At 66.1% G+C, this 17,266-nt stretch carries 11 protein-coding genes, 1 tRNA gene and 1 pseudogene; 8 read left to right on the top strand and 5 right to left on the bottom strand.

Annotation, left to right across the window (positions count from 1 at the left end; translation table 11 throughout):
- Nucleotides 1-167 precede the first annotated feature (167 nt).
- The 4 genes from AU198_RS21960 to AU198_RS21945 all read left to right on the top strand — a co-directional run bounded on the left by AU198_RS21960 (nt 168) and on the right by AU198_RS21945 (nt 4,440).
- A complete protein-coding gene (locus AU198_RS21960) occupies nt 168-857 on the top strand; it encodes a GAF and ANTAR domain-containing protein (protein ID WP_064350659.1) in 690 nt (229 codons plus the stop codon).
- Nucleotides 858-985: 128 nt separating this feature from the next.
- A complete protein-coding gene (locus tag AU198_RS21955) occupies nt 986-1,861 on the top strand; it encodes a universal stress protein (protein ID WP_064350658.1) in 876 nt (291 codons plus the stop codon).
- An 89-nt stretch (nt 1,862-1,950) separates the two neighbouring features.
- The gene (locus AU198_RS21950; protein WP_064350657.1) at nt 1,951-2,832 is read left to right on the top strand and encodes a universal stress protein; all 882 of its coding nucleotides are present in this window, start codon (nt 1,951-1,953) and stop codon (nt 2,830-2,832) included.
- 75 nt (nt 2,833-2,907) lie between these two features.
- On the top strand, nt 2,908-4,440 hold the full coding sequence (locus AU198_RS21945; protein WP_064350656.1) for a bifunctional aminoglycoside phosphotransferase/ATP-binding protein: 1,533 nt from the start codon (nt 2,908-2,910) through the stop codon (nt 4,438-4,440).
- Here the strand turns inward: AU198_RS21945 and AU198_RS26760 are convergent.
- Nucleotides 4,389-4,742 (bottom strand): hypothetical protein, encoded by a 354-nt coding sequence (locus tag AU198_RS26760; RefSeq protein ID WP_231744749.1) that lies wholly within the window; start codon nt 4,740-4,742, stop codon nt 4,389-4,391. The genes AU198_RS21945 and AU198_RS26760 overlap by 52 nt on opposite strands.
- A gap of 36 nt (nt 4,743-4,778) precedes the next feature.
- Nucleotides 4,779-7,064 (bottom strand): phosphoenolpyruvate synthase, encoded by a 2,286-nt coding sequence (gene ppsA, locus AU198_RS21935; RefSeq protein ID WP_064350655.1) that lies wholly within the window; start codon nt 7,062-7,064, stop codon nt 4,779-4,781.
- A 180-nt stretch (nt 7,065-7,244) separates the two neighbouring features.
- On the opposite strand from ppsA, the gene otsB reads away from it, so the two are divergent.
- On the top strand, nt 7,245-11,003 hold the full coding sequence (gene otsB, locus AU198_RS21930) for a trehalose-phosphatase (RefSeq protein WP_064350654.1): 3,759 nt from the start codon (nt 7,245-7,247) through the stop codon (nt 11,001-11,003).
- 98 nt (nt 11,004-11,101) lie between these two features.
- Nucleotides 11,102-12,061 carry a 1-phosphofructokinase family hexose kinase gene (locus tag AU198_RS21925; protein ID WP_064350739.1) on the top strand — a complete coding sequence of 320 codons (960 nt, stop codon included), beginning with the start codon at nt 11,102-11,104 and terminating at the stop codon, nt 12,059-12,061.
- Here AU198_RS21925 and AU198_RS26755 read toward each other — a convergent pair.
- Nucleotides 12,045-12,229: pseudogene (locus AU198_RS26755) on the bottom strand (3-oxoacyl-ACP synthase); the annotation flags it as partial. The gene AU198_RS21925 and the pseudogene AU198_RS26755 overlap by 17 nt on opposite strands.
- Before the next feature lie 118 nt (nt 12,230-12,347).
- Between AU198_RS26755 and AU198_RS21920 the strand changes: the two are divergent.
- Entirely contained in the window at nt 12,348-14,093 is a 1,746-nt protein-coding gene (locus AU198_RS21920) for a GAF domain-containing sensor histidine kinase (RefSeq protein ID WP_197416188.1), read from the top strand.
- Nucleotides 14,094-14,130: 37 nt separating this feature from the next.
- Here the strand turns inward: AU198_RS21920 and AU198_RS21915 are convergent.
- A tRNA-Arg gene (locus AU198_RS21915) sits at nt 14,131-14,203 on the bottom strand.
- 126 nt (nt 14,204-14,329) lie between these two features.
- On the opposite strand from AU198_RS21915, the gene AU198_RS21910 reads away from it, so the two are divergent.
- Complete coding sequence (locus AU198_RS21910; RefSeq protein ID WP_064350737.1) at nt 14,330-16,291, top strand: flavin-containing monooxygenase; 1,962 nt, start codon at nt 14,330-14,332, stop codon at nt 16,289-16,291.
- Here AU198_RS21910 and AU198_RS21905 read toward each other — a convergent pair.
- Nucleotides 16,286-17,104: an LLM class F420-dependent oxidoreductase gene (locus AU198_RS21905; RefSeq protein ID WP_064350653.1), complete on the bottom strand. Its 819-nt coding sequence runs from the start codon at nt 17,102-17,104 to the stop codon at nt 16,286-16,288. The two genes, AU198_RS21910 and AU198_RS21905, sit on opposite strands and share 6 nt — an antisense overlap.
- Nucleotides 17,105-17,266: the final 162 nt, after the last annotated feature.

Genomic DNA, 17,266 nt, shown 5'->3' with positions numbered 1-17,266 from the left:
TCCCGCGCATGTCCGAAGAGGTCGGCCCCGCCGGCTCCTGTCTGAACCGACGAGACCTCAGCGCGAGTAACGGTCGACCGTCACCCGAGCTTGAACCACGACATGCCCACTACCGAGAACGCCAAACAATCGTGTACGCCGACGCCCGAAAGGGAAGACTTCAGGCCATGACGCAGCCTCGTACGCATGAACTGGCCGAGCGGATGGCCGAGCTGGCACGGGCGTCTGCTCCCCCGCGCACCGTCGACGACGTCCTGAACGACGTCACGGCCACCGCGCGCGAACTGTTGCCCGGTGCGGACACGGTGGGCGTGCTGCTGATCGGCAGGGGAGGCAAGTTCGAATCGCTGGCCGGGACGTCGGAGCTGCCCCACACACTCGACGAGATCCAGATGCAATTCGGTGAGGGACCCTGCGTGGACGCCGCGCTGAACGAATCGATTCTGCGGACCGATGACTTCCGGACGGAAGAGCGTTGGCCGCTATACGCCGCGGCCGCGGTCGAGCACGGCGTCCTCAGCGGTCTGTCGATCAAGCTCTATACCGCCGAGCGCACCGCCGGAGCGCTCAACATGTTCGGTTCGAAAGCGCGCGCCTTCGATGCCGACGACGAGATCATCGGCACGGTCCTGGCCGCACACGCCGCGGCGGCGATCCTGGCCAGCCGAGAAGGTGAACAGCTGAAGTCGGCGATGGCCACCAGAGATCGCATCGGGCAGGCCAAGGGCATCATCATGGAGCGCTACGGCGTCGACGAGGTGCGGGCCTTCGAGATGCTCAAACAACTCTCCCAGGACAGCAACGTCAAGCTCGCGGACGTCGCAACGCGTGTCATCGACACGCGCAGCGGCGCCTGAACCGCGAGGCGTTCGCTAAGGCACCAGTCGGATCCATCGGCAGGTGGTGACCTTCGACTCTTCGGTACGCCCCGCTCACCGACGAGCATCGGGGGCGTGGCTTACTCGACGTCGGTCAGGAGGAGGAGATGAGCTTGACCACAGCGAACCCGGCCCCGCGGGGGGTTGTGGTGGGAGTGGACGGGTCTCCGTCCTCTCGGGTAGCGACCGACTGGGCAGCGCGCGACGCAGCGTTGCGTGGTGTGCCCTTGACCGTCGTCCATGTGCTGCCGTCGAATGGCGCATGGGTGGACCTGCCGACGTCCGGTGAGTTCGCCACCGAGCGGCAGCGCCGTGGGAAGGCCGTCATCGACGACGCTCTGGGGCTCGTGAGCGATGCCCTCGGCGCCACGCCCGGCATCGAGGTCACGCACCGCGTCCTCACCGGTTCTACGGTTCCCGAACTGATCGACCTGTCCGGGGGCGCCGAGTTGATCGTCGTCGGCTGCCGCGGCCTGGGGGGTGTGACAGGTCTGCTCCTGGGCTCGGTCAGCTCCGGTCTTGTGCACCATGCGCACTGTCCGGTGGCGGTGATCCATGACGAGGACCCCCTGATGGATCATCCCGCGACGGCCCCGGTGGCGGTTGGTATCGACGGCTCGCCCGCCTCGGAGCTGGCAACGGAGATCGCCTTCGGCGAGGCCGATCGTCGCGGCGTAGGGCTGCTCGCCGTTCACACATGGACGGGCACCGCAGATTCCGGCGCACGAGAAGGCAGCGCACGGCCGGAAGAGAAACTGGCGCAATACCTTGCCGGGTGGAACGAGCGCTACCCCGATGTCGTCGTTCAGCGCATCGCCGGCCCCGGCAATGCAGCCCGCCGGCTGCTCGAGGAATCCGAGCGCGCCCAGCTCCTCGTGGTGGGCAGCCGTGGTCTCGGCGGGTTCGCCGGGATGTTGCTCGGATCGGTCAGCTCGGCGGTCGCGCAGGCGTCACGCATGCCGGTCATCATCGCGCGGCGCTGAAGTCCAGGGACTTTCGCCTCTACGCCGGAGCACGCGGCACCGGTCATCATCACTTCACGGGCTAACGAATCTCGAAGACAGGAGTTCGGATGCGGACAGGTGCGGTAGTGGTAGGCGTGGACGGCAGCGATGCGGCGCTCAACGCGGCGCGATGGGCGGCGGCGGTGGCATCGAGGTACGAGACGTCGTTGCACATCGTGCACGCGCTACCGGCCGTCGGGCACAACCTGACAGACACCGTCGCCGCGATGCGAGCGGCCGTCCTCGCGCAGCAACGCGAAAGTGCCGACCAAATTCTGCGCCGCGCGGAGGAGATCGTGCGCTCACAGGACCGCGAACTCGAGGTGACGACTCTGTCCACCGATGTTCCGGTCGCCGAGGTACTGGTGGAGCTCGGCAAGAGGGCACGGATGATCGTTGTCGGAAACGACGAAGTCACCACTGCGGGTGCACTCTTGCTGGGTTCGACGACACTGGCCGTCGCCACGCGCGCCGATTGCCCCGTTGTCGCTTGGCGAGGGTCCAACGCGGTGCCGACCGCCGATCCGGTAGTCGTCGGGGTGGACGGGACACCGTCCTCTCTGGCCGCTCTGGAGAACGCATTCGAATTCTGCGAACGGTTCAACGCGAAGTTGGCGGCCGTACGATCGACGTCGTCGCCGCTGCGCGCGGTCGCCACACGACTGCCGCTTCTGATCGACTGGGATGCGCTCGAAACGGCGGAATGGGCGCAGCTGACCAATGATGTCGACCGATTCAACCAGCGCTACGCACAGGTTTCCGCACCGTGTTTCGTCGAACACGCGAAGCCGGCTGCGGCACTCATCGATCGGTGTCACGCCGACGGCGCGCAGCTGCTGGTGGTCGGAAGTCACGGGAAGCCCGCGCTCGCCAGCGCCATCTTGGGGTCGACCGCGTTGAATCTGTTGCAACACGCCACCGTTCCGGTCATGGTGTGCCGACCGAGCTGATCACGGTCGGGCTTTATTCGCGGTAAAGGTCTTTCGACCCTGTTACCGAGAGCGTGGCTGCGAGAAGGTCTAGATATGACGACCGCGTCGGTCACTGCCAGCACCCGTCGAGACTCGGCCAGCGCCAACGGGAATCTTCACGCAGAGATTCACGAGACACACACGGGGCTGGTTGCTCTTATCGGGGACCGCGCATACAAAACGAAGAAAGCGATCGTCACGGACTTCCTCGACTTCGGCACCCGCGAGTTTCGCGAGCAGGCGTGTCAACGCGAAGTGGCCCTGAATCGCAGGTTGGCGCCCGACAGCTATCTCGGTGTCGGCCACTTCGCCGCGCCGGGAGAGCCCGCCGAACCCGTCATCGTGATGCGTCGATATCCCGAATCCGCCCGGCTCGCCGCGCTCGTCCGCAACGGTGATGCCGTCCACGGATACCTCACCGCCATCGCGGACCGATTGGCGCGGTTCCACCGGGAGGCGCTACGGGGCCCACAGATCGACGAACAGGCGACGGCTGCGGTGATCTCGGATCGCTGGCACCAGAATCTCGCTGAGCTGAGGCGATACGTCGACAGCGTCATCCCCGAGGCGACGCTTCGCGAGGTCACACGCCTGGCCGACCGGTACGTGGCCGGCCGTGACCAACTGTTCGCGCAGCGGATCGCGTCGGGCCGCGTCGTCGACGGTCACGGGGACCTGCTGACACAGGACATCTTCTGCACGCCTGACGGTCCGGTGCTGCTGGACTGCCTCGAATTCGATGATCGACTGCGCTACGTCGACGGTGTCGACGACGCCGCCTTCCTCGCGATGGACCTGGAGTTCCTCGGCCGCAAAGACCTCGCCGAGCACTTCTTCGACGAGTACCTGCGACGGGCCGACGACCCAGCACCGCGGTCCCTGAGGGAGTTCAGCGTCGCGTACCGCGCCGTGGTGCGGGCCAAGGTGGACTGCATCCGCGTCGATCAAGGGCACAGCGAAGCGGCGGCCGACGCGATACGCCATCTCGACATCGCTCTCGCCCACCTGAGATCGTGCACCGTCCGGTTGGTCATCGTCGGCGGCGGTCCGGGAACCGGCAAGACCACCGTCGCGCACGGCCTGGCAGAACAAGTGAACGCCCGGGTCATCTCCACCGACGCGGTGCGCCGCGAGCTACAACGGTCCGGCGTCATCGCCGGGCAGGTCGGCGAGCTGCACGAGGGACTGTATGCACCAGAGAACGTGCGCGCCGTCTATGACGAGGTGCTGCGTCGAGCCCGTGCGCTGCTGTCCACCGGTCAGACAGTTGTGCTCGACGGCACCTGGCGCGATGCGCAGCAACAGGAGAGGGCGTACCGACTGGCTACCGAGACCTCTTCGGCGCTAGTGCATTTCGTGTGTGCGCTCTCACCGTCGCAGGCCGCCCAACGGGTCGTGGCCAGAGGGCCGTCGAGTTCGGATGCGACACCACAGATCGCCGTCGCGCTCGGCGAGAACGCAGGCACGGGCCCATTCCACCGAATCGACACCGCTCATCCGCTTGAGGAATCGGTGAACCAGGCGCACCGGATATTTCAGCTGGCTGTCGGTGGGGGTCGTGATGACGGAGCAGTTGACGGCGCTTGACGCGATTCCCCGGTGCCGTCATTCGACATGACCGGCTTCGCCATGATGAATTGCTTTGAACGGTGGCAGGATGCCCTTTCGCTGCGCCACCCCGTGTTGGCCATGACGTGCTCGAGCAACTCGTCGTAGGCGGAGCCGTCGATCAGAAGCTCGGCCGGCCCGTGATGTAACAGGTAGGCGTCCAGGCGCCGGTCGATCGGCCAGTCGACATAGATCGGTCCGGCGAATTCCGAGCGGAAGAAACCCCACACGATCGTGTCACGCCTCTCCTCGGTCTCCTCGTCGTGCTCGGTTGGGTTCATCTCATGGCCTTGGCGTCGGCTGGATCCATGCCCGCCTCACCTCAACCGTGCGGCTTCGAGTAGCAGCCGCCGCTCGGCTGCGGCGATGACCCGCCGGGTGGCATCAGCGGCATCGGGGTTGACCGATACCGACGTGATGCCCATCCGCACCAGGTATTCGGCGAATGCCGGGTTCGTGGACGGCGCCTGACCGCACAGTGACGAGGTGATGCCGTATTTCCTTGCCGTGCCGATGATCTGGCCGATGGCATCGAGCACGGCGGGGTCGGATTCGTCGAACAACTCAGCGCACACATCGGAATCACGGTCGACTCCGAGCATCAGCTGAGTCAGATCGTTGCTTCCGATCGACACTCCGTCGATGCCCATCCCGATGTATTCGGGAAGCCAGTGCACGACCGAAGGCACCTCGGCCATCACCCAGCGGTGCAAACCCCGCTGCCGGCCGAGCGGACTCGCGTCGACGAGCTCGAGGCAAGCCTCGAGTTCCCATTTGGTGCGGACGAACGGGATCATCAGCCCGACATTGGGCGACCGCTCCCGCACCCGCGCCAGCGCCTCCAGTTCCAGCGCGAACAGGTCCGGCTCGTTCACATATCGGTAGCAGCCGCGATAGCCGATCATCGGGTTGTGTTCGATCGGCTCGTAGGTCTCGCCGCCCTTCAAGCCGCGGAATTCGTTGGTGCGGAAGTCAGTCGCCCGATAGATGACCGGCCTAGGGGCGAACGCTGCGGCGATTCGCCCGACAGACGCCCCCAACTTGTCCACAAGCGTGGCCTGCTCCCCGTGGGCGATGAGGTCACGGGGATGACGGCCGGCCAGCGCCTCGGTCAGCATGAACTCGGCACGCAACAGCCCCACGCCGTCAACCGGTTGTGCGGCAACGGTTTCAGCGGCCTCGGGCATGGCCAGGTTGACATAGACCTTGGTGCCGGTGGCCTCGGTCTGCGGTCGGCTGGGGGCGCTCCGCTCGCTCGCCGATGTCGTCGACGAAGGCCGCACCCGGCCGGACACCACCTCGCCGCGGGCCCCATCGACTGTGACCGTCGTACCGTCGTGAAGGTCTCTGGTCGCGGTCCGGGTTCCGACGACGCACGGCACACTCAATTCGCGAGCCACGATTGCGGCGTGGCATGTCATACCGCCGGTGTTGGTCACCAGCGCCGCCGCTCGGCGGATGGTGGGCAACCAGTCGGGGTTGGTCATCTGCGCGACGAGGATCTCGCCCTCCTGCAGCTGGGCGCCCTCCTCGGGTGACTCCAGCACCCGCACCTTCCCCGAGGCGATCCCGGGCGCCGCGGCCAGGCCACGGGCCAGCACCAGGTGCTTTTCCGCGGCGGCGGGAGTGGTGTGGCCCAGCGTGGTGATCGGCCGTGCCTGAACCAGATATGTCTTACCCCCCGCGATCGCCCACTCGGTGTCTTGGGGGCAACCATTGTGTCGCTCTGTCGCGATGGCCAGTTCGGCTATCGAGCGCAATTCTCCGTCGGTCAGTACGCGCGAATCGGCCTGTGATTCGTCGAGGTCGACGACGGCATCGTGCCCGTCGTCGCCCCGCACGATCTTGAACGCTTTATGGCCGAGCCGGACATCGAGGGGTTGCAGCGTCTCCTTGGAGACGATGTAGGTGTCGGGCTCGACCTCTCCGGAAACCACGACCTCGCCGAGACCGAACGCGCCCTCGATGACAACTCGGTCCTGGGCGCCGTTGCTGGGATCAGCGGTGAACGCGACTCCGGCTTTTTCCGAATGAACCATCTCCTGTATGACGACCGCCATCGCCGGGTCACTGGTGAAGCCACGGCTGGCGCGGTAGGTGATGACGCGCGGGCTGAACAGCGACATCCAGCACTGCACCACCGCCTCGACCAGCGCCTCCTCCCCGGCGACGTTGGTGATGGTCGCGTTCATGCCCGCGAACGAGGCGTCCGCGCCGTCCTCGCCGGTGGCAGAGGATCGCACCGCGACCACCGCGCCCGGACCCAAGTCGTGGTACGCGGACAGGATCAGCCCTCGCACCTCGTCGTCGGCACCGGCCTTGCGCACCAGGCCCTGCATGCGCTCGGACAACTCGGTGAGCCTCGCGGTGTCGGCGACGGTGTCAAGCGCCTCTCGATGCAACCCGTTCAGCTCGGTTTCGACCCCGCCGGACCTCATGGACTGGCGGTAACAGTCCCGCAGCAGAACGAATCCGGGTGGAACGGGCAGGTTGGCGGCGACCAGCTCGCCCATGTTGGCACCCTTGCCTCCGGCCTCTTCGGCGTCGGCGATCGTCAGCTCGGAGATATCGCGGATGAAGGTGAGATCGTCTCGAACGTCCATAGGTCTCATCCTGCTCCGGAGTCCGTGTTCGACGTACCGTCCGAGGGCCACGAGGTTGAGGACCAACGTCCCGACCGCGGAAGGGCCTAAGTCCCCAACCGGTCCATGATGTGACTTCGGACCCTTCCCCGCGCAACGCCGAAACGATGACATCAGAGCCGAATCTCATGAGGAGGAGCGATGAAGCTTCCGGTGTTCGTTGACCCGCGGTATCACGATGCGGTGATCTTCGGCCTTGACGGCGTTGTGGCCGATACCGCCGAAACATCGGCCGACCGGGTGCCCGTGGCAGAGTCCACCGTCAATTTGGTGCGCCAACTCAGGGCCGCCGATATCGAGACCGCGGTCGTCTCATCGGACACCGATTGCAGCGCAGTCGTCCGGGCGGCAGACGGCCCCGACCTGTTCGCGATGTGCATCGATCGTTCGTCGGTCCCCGACATGGCGGATTCGGAGGGCCGACACCTTGACGTCCTACACCACGTGGCGCGAAGCCTCGGGGTAGCTCCCGCGCGCTGCGTCGTCGTCGACGACGACGTAGCGGGGGTGACGGCGGGACGCGACGGCGGATTCGGGCTGGTCGTCGGGGTGGACCCCGCCCGAGACGGTGCAGCGCTGCTTCGGGCCGGTGCCGATGTGGTGGTCGGCGATCTCGTCGAGGTGACGGTCCGCGACGGCTTCCAACGCCTATCTGCCACGGCCGACGCACTGCTGTCGTACAGCCAGATCGCACCTTTGGCAGACACCCGCCAACCAGCGGTACTGCTGGACTTCGACGGAACCATCTCCGAAATCGTCAACGATCCCGATGCGGCGACCCTGATCGCCGGAGCGGACGAGATGTTGGCGTCCCTGGCCGCCCGCTGCCCGGTTGCGGTGATCAGCGGCCGAAGCCTGGACGACATCCGGTCGCGGATCGGCGTGCCCGGGCTCTGGTACGCCGGCAGTCACGGATTCGAGCTGGTGGCTCCCGACGGCTCGCATCATCAGAATGAGGCTGGGGTACAAGCGATTCAGGACCTTGCCACTGCGACGGCAGATCTGCGCGAGCGGTTGGCCGGGGTCGATGGGCTCGTGATCGAGAACAAGCGGTTTTCGGTGGCCGTGCACTACCGCAACGTCAACCCCGAACTGGTCGATCCGGTGATCGCCGCGGTACGAACGGTGGGCCAAAACCACAAGTTCCGAATCGGCGGCGGACGCAAGGTCATCGAACTTCGGCCCGACGTCGGCTGGGGCAAGGGTAAGACGCTGGAATGGATCCTCGATCAGGTCGATGGGTCGCGGCCGCTGTTACCCATCTACATCGGCGACGACCTGACCGACGAAGATGCGTTCGACGCGGTGCGCCACAAGGGTATCGGCGTTGTGGTCCGCAGCGACGAGTCGGGGGACAGGCGATCGGCGGCGCGATTCACCCTGGAGGGGCCCGAGCATGTGTGTCGGTTTCTCGGCCGGCTCACCGACCAGTTGGCCGCCGAGCGCGATACGCCGAATGATCCGTGGAAGTTGACGTTCGGCGGCTACGAACCAGCCGACGAGAAGCTGCGAGAAGCGCTGTGCACCATGGGCAACGGCTACATGGCCGTACGGGGCGCGGCACCAGAATGCGCTGCGGGGGAGTTCCACTACCCGGGGCTGTACGTCGCGGGTGTCTACAACCGCCTGACCGACGAGGTGGCGGGATCGGTGATCGACAACGAGAGCCTGGTGAACCTGCCGAACTGGCTGCCGGTGACCTTCCGCATCGACGACGGACCGTGGTTGGACATCGACGAGGTGGACGTCTCTTCGTATCTGGTCACGATCGACCTGCGCGGGGCAACGCTGTGGCGTGACTTCACGTTCACCGACCGGACCGGGCGGACCACCCGGGTGTCGCAGAGCCGATTCGTGGCGATGCACCTCCCCCACGCCGCCGCCATCCAGACGACCGTGCAGGCCGACAACTGGTCCGGACGGCTCGAGTTTCGCACCCTGATCGACGGCGACATCCGGAACCATGGAGTCGAGCGCTACCGCGAACTCTCATCGCGTCACGTCAACGTCGTCCAAGCGCGCGAGATATCCGAGGACTCAGTGTTGTTGGCGGTGCGGACCGTCGAATCGAACATCGAAGTCGCCATCGCGAAGCGCAGCACGGTGCGCGGCGAGAGTGCCGGACTCGAATCCGCCCGCCGCCTTGTCGACGATCCAATGCAGGTGGGACGTGAAATCGCCCTCGATGTCAGGGCGGGACAAGCGGTCACGCTCGAAGAGGTGGTGACTCTTTACACGAGCCGTGACCACGGGATCTCCGGTCCGGTTTCGGCTGCCGAACGTGAACTGCGCCGGATCGGTGGGTACGCCGAACTCGAACGCGGACACCGACTGGCATGGGCGCACCTGTGGGAGCGATTCAACATCGAGATGGGTGCGGATGCGGACCTGCGTCGCATCGTGCGCTTGCACCAACTCCACCTGATGCAGACACTGTCTCCCCATACCGCCGACCTGGACGTCGGCGTCCCGGCTCGTGGACTCCACGGTGAGGCGTACCGGGGACACGTGTTCTGGGACGAGCTGTTCGTCTTCCCGGTGACGAACATGCGACTGCCCAAGGTCACCCGATCACTGTTGATGTACCGCTACCGTCGCCTGCCCGAGGCTCGCCTGGCCGCCGCCGAGGCGGGTCATGCCGGTGCCATGTATCCGTGGCAGTCCGGAAGCGACGGGCGTGAGGAAAGTCAACGGCTGCACCTCAATCCCCGATCCGGCCGGTGGAACCCGGATGCGAGCGCTCGCGCTCACCACATCGGGCTTGCCATCGCCTACAACGTGTGGCAGCACTACGAGGTCACCGGCGACATCGGATTCCTGATCGACTACGGCGCCGAGATGCTCGCCGATATCGCGAGGTTCTGGGTCAGCCTGGCCGAATACGACTCGACCAGGCAACGCTATGTGATCTGCGGGGTCATCGGACCCGACGAATTCCATTCCGGTTACCCCGGAAGGGAATACGATGGGATCGACAACAACGCCTATACCAACGTCATGGCGGTCTGGGTGATCATGAGGGCTCTGGAAGCCCTCGAACGGATCCCGCTGTATTACCGGCTTGCATTGCTGGAAACGCTCGGAATCAGCGACGCGGATCTCGCGCTCTGGGAGGATGTCAGCCGGCGGATGTTCGTGCCCTTCCACGACGGCGTGATCAGTCAATTCGAAGGCTACGAAAAGCTCAAGGAACTCGACTGGGAGGGTTACCGCAACCGGTACGACAACATGCAGCGGCTCGACCGCATCCTCGAGGCCGAGAACGACAGCGTCAACAACTATCGGGCATGCAAACAGGCCGATGCCCTGATGCTCTTTTATCTGCTGTCCGCCGACGAACTTTACGAGCTCTTCGACCGGCTCGGATATCGCTTCACTCCTGAGCAGATCCCGAGAACCATCGAGTACTACCGGGTGCGGACCTCGCACGGCTCGACGTTGAGCGCCGTCGTGCACGCGTGGGTATTGGCTCGGGGGAACCGGCATCAGGCGATGCAGTTCTTCGGGCATGTGCTGGCTTCCGACATTGTCGACATCCAGCGCGGGACAACGGCGGAGGGCATCCACCTGGCCGCGATGGCGGGAAGCATCGACCTCCTCCAGCGGTGCTTCACCGGGCTGGAGATCCGGCGCGACCGCATCACGCTCGGGCCGTCGTGGCCGAAATCGCTTGGACACCTGGAGTTCACCTTCCGCTATCGGGGGCACCGGCTGCGACTGGGGGTCTTCGGACGAAGCGCCACGCTGAGCGCCGAGCCCGGCGACGCCGCACCCGTGCTGGTGGAATGCCGTGGTGAGACGCACATCCTGCATGCCGGCGGCACCGTCGAATTCGACGAGCAACCGTCAGCGGCGGGCACGGCGTCTTCATCCAGCGTGCGCGGTTTGCGGGTGCGGTGATGGTGTTCCCCGAAGAGCCCCATGCGGTTGCATCACCGCCCGATTTCGAGCCGACGGAGCACCGAGTGGCGCCCGAATTCTCTGCTGATGCCAAGCCGATGATCGTCACCCTGGCGATGAACCCTGCGCTGGACGTGACCATCGATGCCGACATCGTGCGCCACACGGACAAGGTCCGGTGTGAAGGAGCCCGGTACGACCCGGGCGGCGGTGGTGTCAACGTGGCGCGATTTGTCCGGGCGCTCGGCGAGTCGGTGACGGCGGTCTATCCCGCGGGAGGACCGACGGGTGCATTGGTTTCAGACCTCGTCGACCAGGCCGGTGTGCCGTCGCGCCGTGTCGCGATCACGAATGCGACGCGGGAGAGCTTCACGGTCAACGAACGCAGTACCGGAAACCAGTTCCGGTTCGTGTTTCCCGGCCCGCGGCTCGACACCGCCGAGCAGGATCGGTGCCTGGAGGAGTTGGCATCGGCTGCGGCCTCGGCGGAATTCGTCGTGGCCAGCGGCAGTCTCCCGCCTGGTGTGCCTGCCGACTTCTTCGAGCGGGTCGCAGACCTCTGCCGAGAACTCGGTCTCTTGCTGATCCTCGACACGTGGGGCGGGGGGCTGCGTCACGTGAAGTCGGGGGTGTTCGTGATGAAGCCCAGCGTGCGTGAACTCCGTGAATGCGTAGGCCTTCCGCTCGAGACCGAATCCGAGCAGCTGGCGGCCGCTCAGGGCCTCATCGAGCGCGGAGTCACACAGGCGGTCGTGGTTTCGCTGGGCTCGGAGGGAGCGCTGTTGGCGACGCCTCATGCCAGTTACAGGTTTCCAGCCCTGTCCGTTCAGGCGATCAGCAGCGTGGGGGCGGGGGACGCGATGGTTGCCGGTATGACGGTGGGGCTGACCCGTGCCTGGCCGCTCGTGAAGTCGGTGCGGTTCGGCATCGCCGCCGCGACCGCCAAGCTGCTGATGCCCGGAACGGCGGCATGCACCCGCGGCGACGTCGAGCGGTACTTCGAGGTGGTTCCCGACCCCCTCCAGATCAGTGGTGAGATCGAAGCGGTTCACGACTGAATATCGGGGTGTTGCCCATCGCCGCGCGATGAATGCCCCTGGCGTCAGTGAACATTCGCGCGCCGGGGTAGCCGAGGCGAAGCCGGCTGTAGTCCGCGACGGTGGTGAAACCCGCCAAGGTGATGCGCCGGCTCCGGCAGGTGCCCGCTTCAGGAGTAGCGCGTCGCCGAGTTTGGACGGTTTAGGCGGGGACTTTCGTCTCTTCGCCGACCGCTACGCAGCTTGAAGCTTCACCACCAAGTTTGCGTGCGACCCACGCCGGACGCGTAGCATCGGCCCCTGCGGGATGGTGATCGTCGAACAGGAGCGGAACGGCAGAGCGGTGACCGACAGAGACCGGTCCGGGAGCGACGCCGGCGAGCGTCCACTCCGGGACACCTTGTCCCAGTTGCGACTTCGCGAGTTGCTCTCGGAAGTCCAGGACCGCGTCGAGGAGATCGTCGAAGGACGCGATCGCCTCGACGGGTTACTTGACGCCATGCTCGTCGTGACGTCCGGGCTGGAACTCGACCAGACGCTCAAGACGATCGTTCACACCGCAATCGAGCTGGTCGACGCCCGTTATGGGGCGCTGGGTGTGCGCGGGCGTGGCCACGACCTCGTCGAGTTCGTCTACGAGGGCATCGATGACGAAACGCGGGCGGCGATCGGCCACCTGCCGGAGGGGCGCGGCGTACTCGGGCTCCTTCTCGACGACCCGAAGACGATTCGGCTCGACAACATCGCGCACCATGCCGTGTCCGTTGGATTTCCGCCGAACCATCCCCCGATGGTCACCTTCCTCGGCGTGCCGATCCGAATCCGCGACGAGGTCTTCGGCAACCTCTACCTGACCGAGAAAGCGGGTGGCCAGCCGTTCAGCGAGGACGACGAGGTCCTCGTCCAGGCGCTCGCGGCGGCCGCCGGGATCGCCATCGAGAACGCCCGGCTCTATCAGCAGGCCAAGGACCGGCAGTCGTGGATCGAGGCCACCCGCGACATCGGCACCGAACTGCTGTCGGGCGCCGATCCGGCAAGGGTGTTCAGGTTGGTCGCCGAGAAATCACGTCAGCTCAGCGGAGCCACTCTGACCGCGGTGTTCGTTCCGGAGGACAGCGATTTGCCGCCGATGGAAGCGACCGAGCTCGTCGTCGCTGCAGCCGCGGGGGAGACCGCCCTGGATGTGGAGTCGGTTCCTGTCGTAGGCAGCCCCATTGGCGAGGCGTTCACTGGGCGCACGCCGATGCGGTTCGACGGTCTGGGCCTGGGTGCCGGTGAAGGCGGAACGGGCCCCGCGCTCCTGTTACCGCTGCGCGCAGTCGATGACGTCGCGGGCGTTCTGGTTGCACTCCGGCCGGTCGGGGCGCCGCCCTTCAGCGACGAGAACATGGACATGATGGCCGCGTTCGCCGATCAGGCGGCGTTGGCATGGCAGTCGGCGAGCGCGCAACGGCAGATGCGAGAACTCGACATACTGACCGACCGGGACCGCATTGCCCGCGATCTACACGACCATGTCATCCAGCGACTGTTCGCCGTCGGGTTGGCGTTGCAGGGGACGATCCCGCGGGCGCGCACCCCGGAGGTGCAAGAGCGGCTCACCGGCTGCGTCGACGACCTTCAGGAAGTCATCCAAGAGATCCGGACCGCGATCTTCGACCTGCACAACTCGCGACCGGGCGTCACCCTCCGACAGCGGCTCGACGAGGCGATCGATCAGTTCGCCGACCCGAACATGCGCACCACGACGAAATTCTCGGGTCCGCTGTCGGTCGTCAACGACAAACTCGCCGAGCACGCGGAAGCGGTGGTGCGCGAGGCGGTCAGCAACGCCGTGCGTCACGCGGACGCCACCGCGTTGCAGATCGGCGTGACCGTCGCAGACGATCTGCGTATCGAGGTCGTCGACAACGGTTGTGGTATCGCCGCCGACGTGACGCCCAGCGGGTTGGCCAACCTGCGCGCCCGCGCCGAGGAGGTTGGTGGGCGGTTCATCGTCGAGGGCGCCCCGGGCGGCGGAACCATCCTGAGGTGGTCTGCACCGCTGACCTGACGGCCGAATACCGCCTCTGAGCTGCGAAAATACGAAGTGCCCCCGGCAGGATTCGAACCTGCGACACCGGCTTTAGGAGAGCCGTGCTCTATCCCCTGAGCTACGAGGGCGGACCGCTGGGAGCTTACCGGCTGGCCGACCGCCGCGAATCAACCGTCACTGCCGGAGTCCGGCGTCGATTACGCTACTGTAAGTTCCGTAATTGCATGCGGCCGTCGCGGTCAGGAGGAGGTCTCGTGCGCAGTCGCTACGCGGGCACGCCGTTCACAACGCCCATCGCAGAGATCCAGCGGGCGCTCGAGGACGTCAGCGTCCCGACGCTGTTGCTCAGCCTCGTGCACATCACCGGTGACACCCGCTTCATCCGCGACTACGCCCAGGCCGGGTTGTTCCTCAACGAGGTCCAGGGCTTCATGTCCGAAGAGGACAAGGCCCGTGCGCGGGCCGAGGCGCTGGAGGTGATCACCGCCTACCGCGACCGCGGCTGCCCCGAACCCGCACCGCTGAGCGCGTCCGTCGTCAAACAGATGATGGATTGGGCCGCTTGCGAACCCGTCGGCGAGGAGTATCTGCCGCTTCTGACCGAGGAACTCGACCTCGACGGCGCCGATCCGCGCAAGCCCGAACCCATCGATCCGGACGCGGCGGCAACGCTACCTGTGCTCGTCATCGGCTGCGGCGAGTCCGGACTACTCGCCGCCATCCGGCTCAAGCAGGCCGGTCTGCCGTTCACCGTGGTGGAGAAGAACGCCGGTCCCGGCGGAACCTGGTGGGAGAACAGCTATCCGGGGGCCCGCGTCGACGTGGCCAACCACTTCTACTGCTACAGCTTCGAACCCAGCAACAACTGGAGCCACTACTTCGCCGAACAGCCCGAGCTGCGGCAGTATTTCATCGACGTGATGGACAAACACGGCATCGGCGAACACGTGCGGTGGGAGACCGAGGTGGTCTCGGCCGAATGGGACGACGCATCGGGCACCTGGACCGTCGCCCTGCGCGCGAAGAACGGCCGTGTCTCGAGGGTCACCGTCCGCGCGATCATCAGCGCGGTCGGCCAACTCAACCGGCCGCAGGTGCCCGACATCGAGGGCGCGGACACGTTCGGCGGCCCAGCCTTTCACTCCGCGGCGTGGAACCACGGCGTCGACGTCACCGGTCGGCGTGTCGCGCTGATCGGCGCCGGTGCAAGCGGATTCCAGATCGCGCCCGCGATCGCCGACCGGGTCGAACATCTCGATGTCTACCAGCGCACCGCCCAGTGGATGTTCCCGAATCCGATGTACCACAAGGAAGTCGGCGACGGCACCCGCTGGGCGATGGAACACCTGCCGTTCTACAGCCGCTGGTACCGCTTCCTGTTGTTGTGGCCGGGCGCCGACAAGGGTCTGGACGCCGCACGCGTCGATCCCGCCTATCAACAAGGCGATTACGCGGTCAGCGACATGAACGCCGCCGCGAGGATGATGTTCACCGACTGGATCACCACCCAGGTCGAGGGCGACGAAGAACTGCTCGCCAAGGTCCTGCCCGACTACCCCGCGACGGGTAAACGCACGCTGCAGGACGACGGCACCTGGCTGCGTACCCTGCGCCGCGACAACGTCGAGTTGGTCCGCACGCCGATCGAGCGGATAACGCCGACGGGCGTGGTGACCGCCGACGGCCGCGAGCGGCGCGCCGATGTCATCGTGTACGCCACGGGTTTTCGCGCCACCGAGGTGCTGTGGCCGCTGCGGATCACCGGCCGCGACGGTGACGGCAACCCGATCGACCTTCGCGACGTCTGGGGGGATCGGCCGTACGCGTACCGGGGGATCATGGTTCCGGGCTTCCCGAACTTCTTCCTCACCTACGGCCCCGGCACGCATCTGGCGCACGGCGGCAGCCTCATCTTCAACTCCGAATTGCAGATGCGCTACATCGGCCAGTGCCTGCGCGTCCTGGCCGACGGGTTGCACTCGATCGAACCCAAGGCCGACGCCACCGACGACTGGCGCCGCCGGTCACAGGAGGCGATCAAGCTGACGGTCTGGGCACACCCGTCGATCAAGCATTCGTACTTCAAGAACGTCCGCGGCGAGATCCACACCGTCAGCCCGTGGAAGCTCTACGAATACCACGACGCGGTGCGGGAACCGCAGTGGTCGGACTTCGTGATGCGCTCTGTCGATACCGCTGCGGCACAACAGCTATAGCTCGGCGATAACCTTGGCGAACGGTTCGGCGTGCAGCTGCTGGACCGTGATGTAACTGATGCCGTACGACTCGCGGTAGCCGCGCAGTGTGTCGGCGATCTCGCTCGTCGACCCCGACAGCACCGCGGGAGTCGCCAGCAGTTCCTCTTCTGACAGGTGGGGCAGGAACCGGCGGGTGATCGACAGGTCGGGCTCACCGGAATCGTCGGTCGGCATGGCCGTGACGGCGAGGTTGAGCTCGAGATCGTCGAACCGGTCGCCGGCCGCTTGGCGCAGGAATCCGATTCGGTCGGCGAGCGGATCGGAGGTCGCGGTGATCGGGGCGCCGCCCGTCAGCCCGATGATGTCGGCGCGCTGCGCGGCCAGCGTCAACAGCTTGTCGCCGTTGCCCGCGATGAGGATCGGCACATCGGGTGCGTGCTCGGTCATGTGCTCGGTGACGTGGCGCAGCCAGTCCACGCGTTGGCCGGCCGTGGGATACGGCAGCTCGGCTTGTTCGAATTCCTCCTTGACGTAGCCGGCGCCCAGCCCGAGGTCGAAGCGCCCGCCGCTGAGGTCACGCAGTGTGGTCACCTCGCGCGCGAGCAGCGCGGGCCGGTAGAAGCCGGCGTTGAGCACGAACGTGCCCACCCGGAGCCGTTCGGTCGCCATCGCCATCGCCGTCATCATCGGGAACGGCGCGGTGGTGTAGAGGTGGTCGGCGACGTGGACGATGTCGTAGCCCATGTCCTCGGCGCGGCGCGCCCAGTCCTGCACCGACTTCTGACGGCGCGCGGCCTGCAGACCGACGCCGAACCGGAAGGGTTTGGTCACGGATCGATCGTAGGAGGGTCGCAGGTCGACAAAGGATGTTTGGCGCACCCACGCTCGGGGCAATAAATCTCACGCCGACTCCGACCTCCCGGAGTCCCACTAGCCGAAGGACTTGTTGCCCCGATCCGGCCCGTCGTGAACCATCCGACGGGCCGGATCAAT

Source organism: Mycobacterium sp. GA-1199, from assembly GCF_001500045.1.
GTDB lineage: Bacteria > Actinomycetota > Actinomycetes > Mycobacteriales > Mycobacteriaceae > Mycobacterium.
The sequence above is the reverse complement of the archived record's forward strand: the minus strand, read 5'-3'. Positions and strand labels throughout refer to the sequence as shown.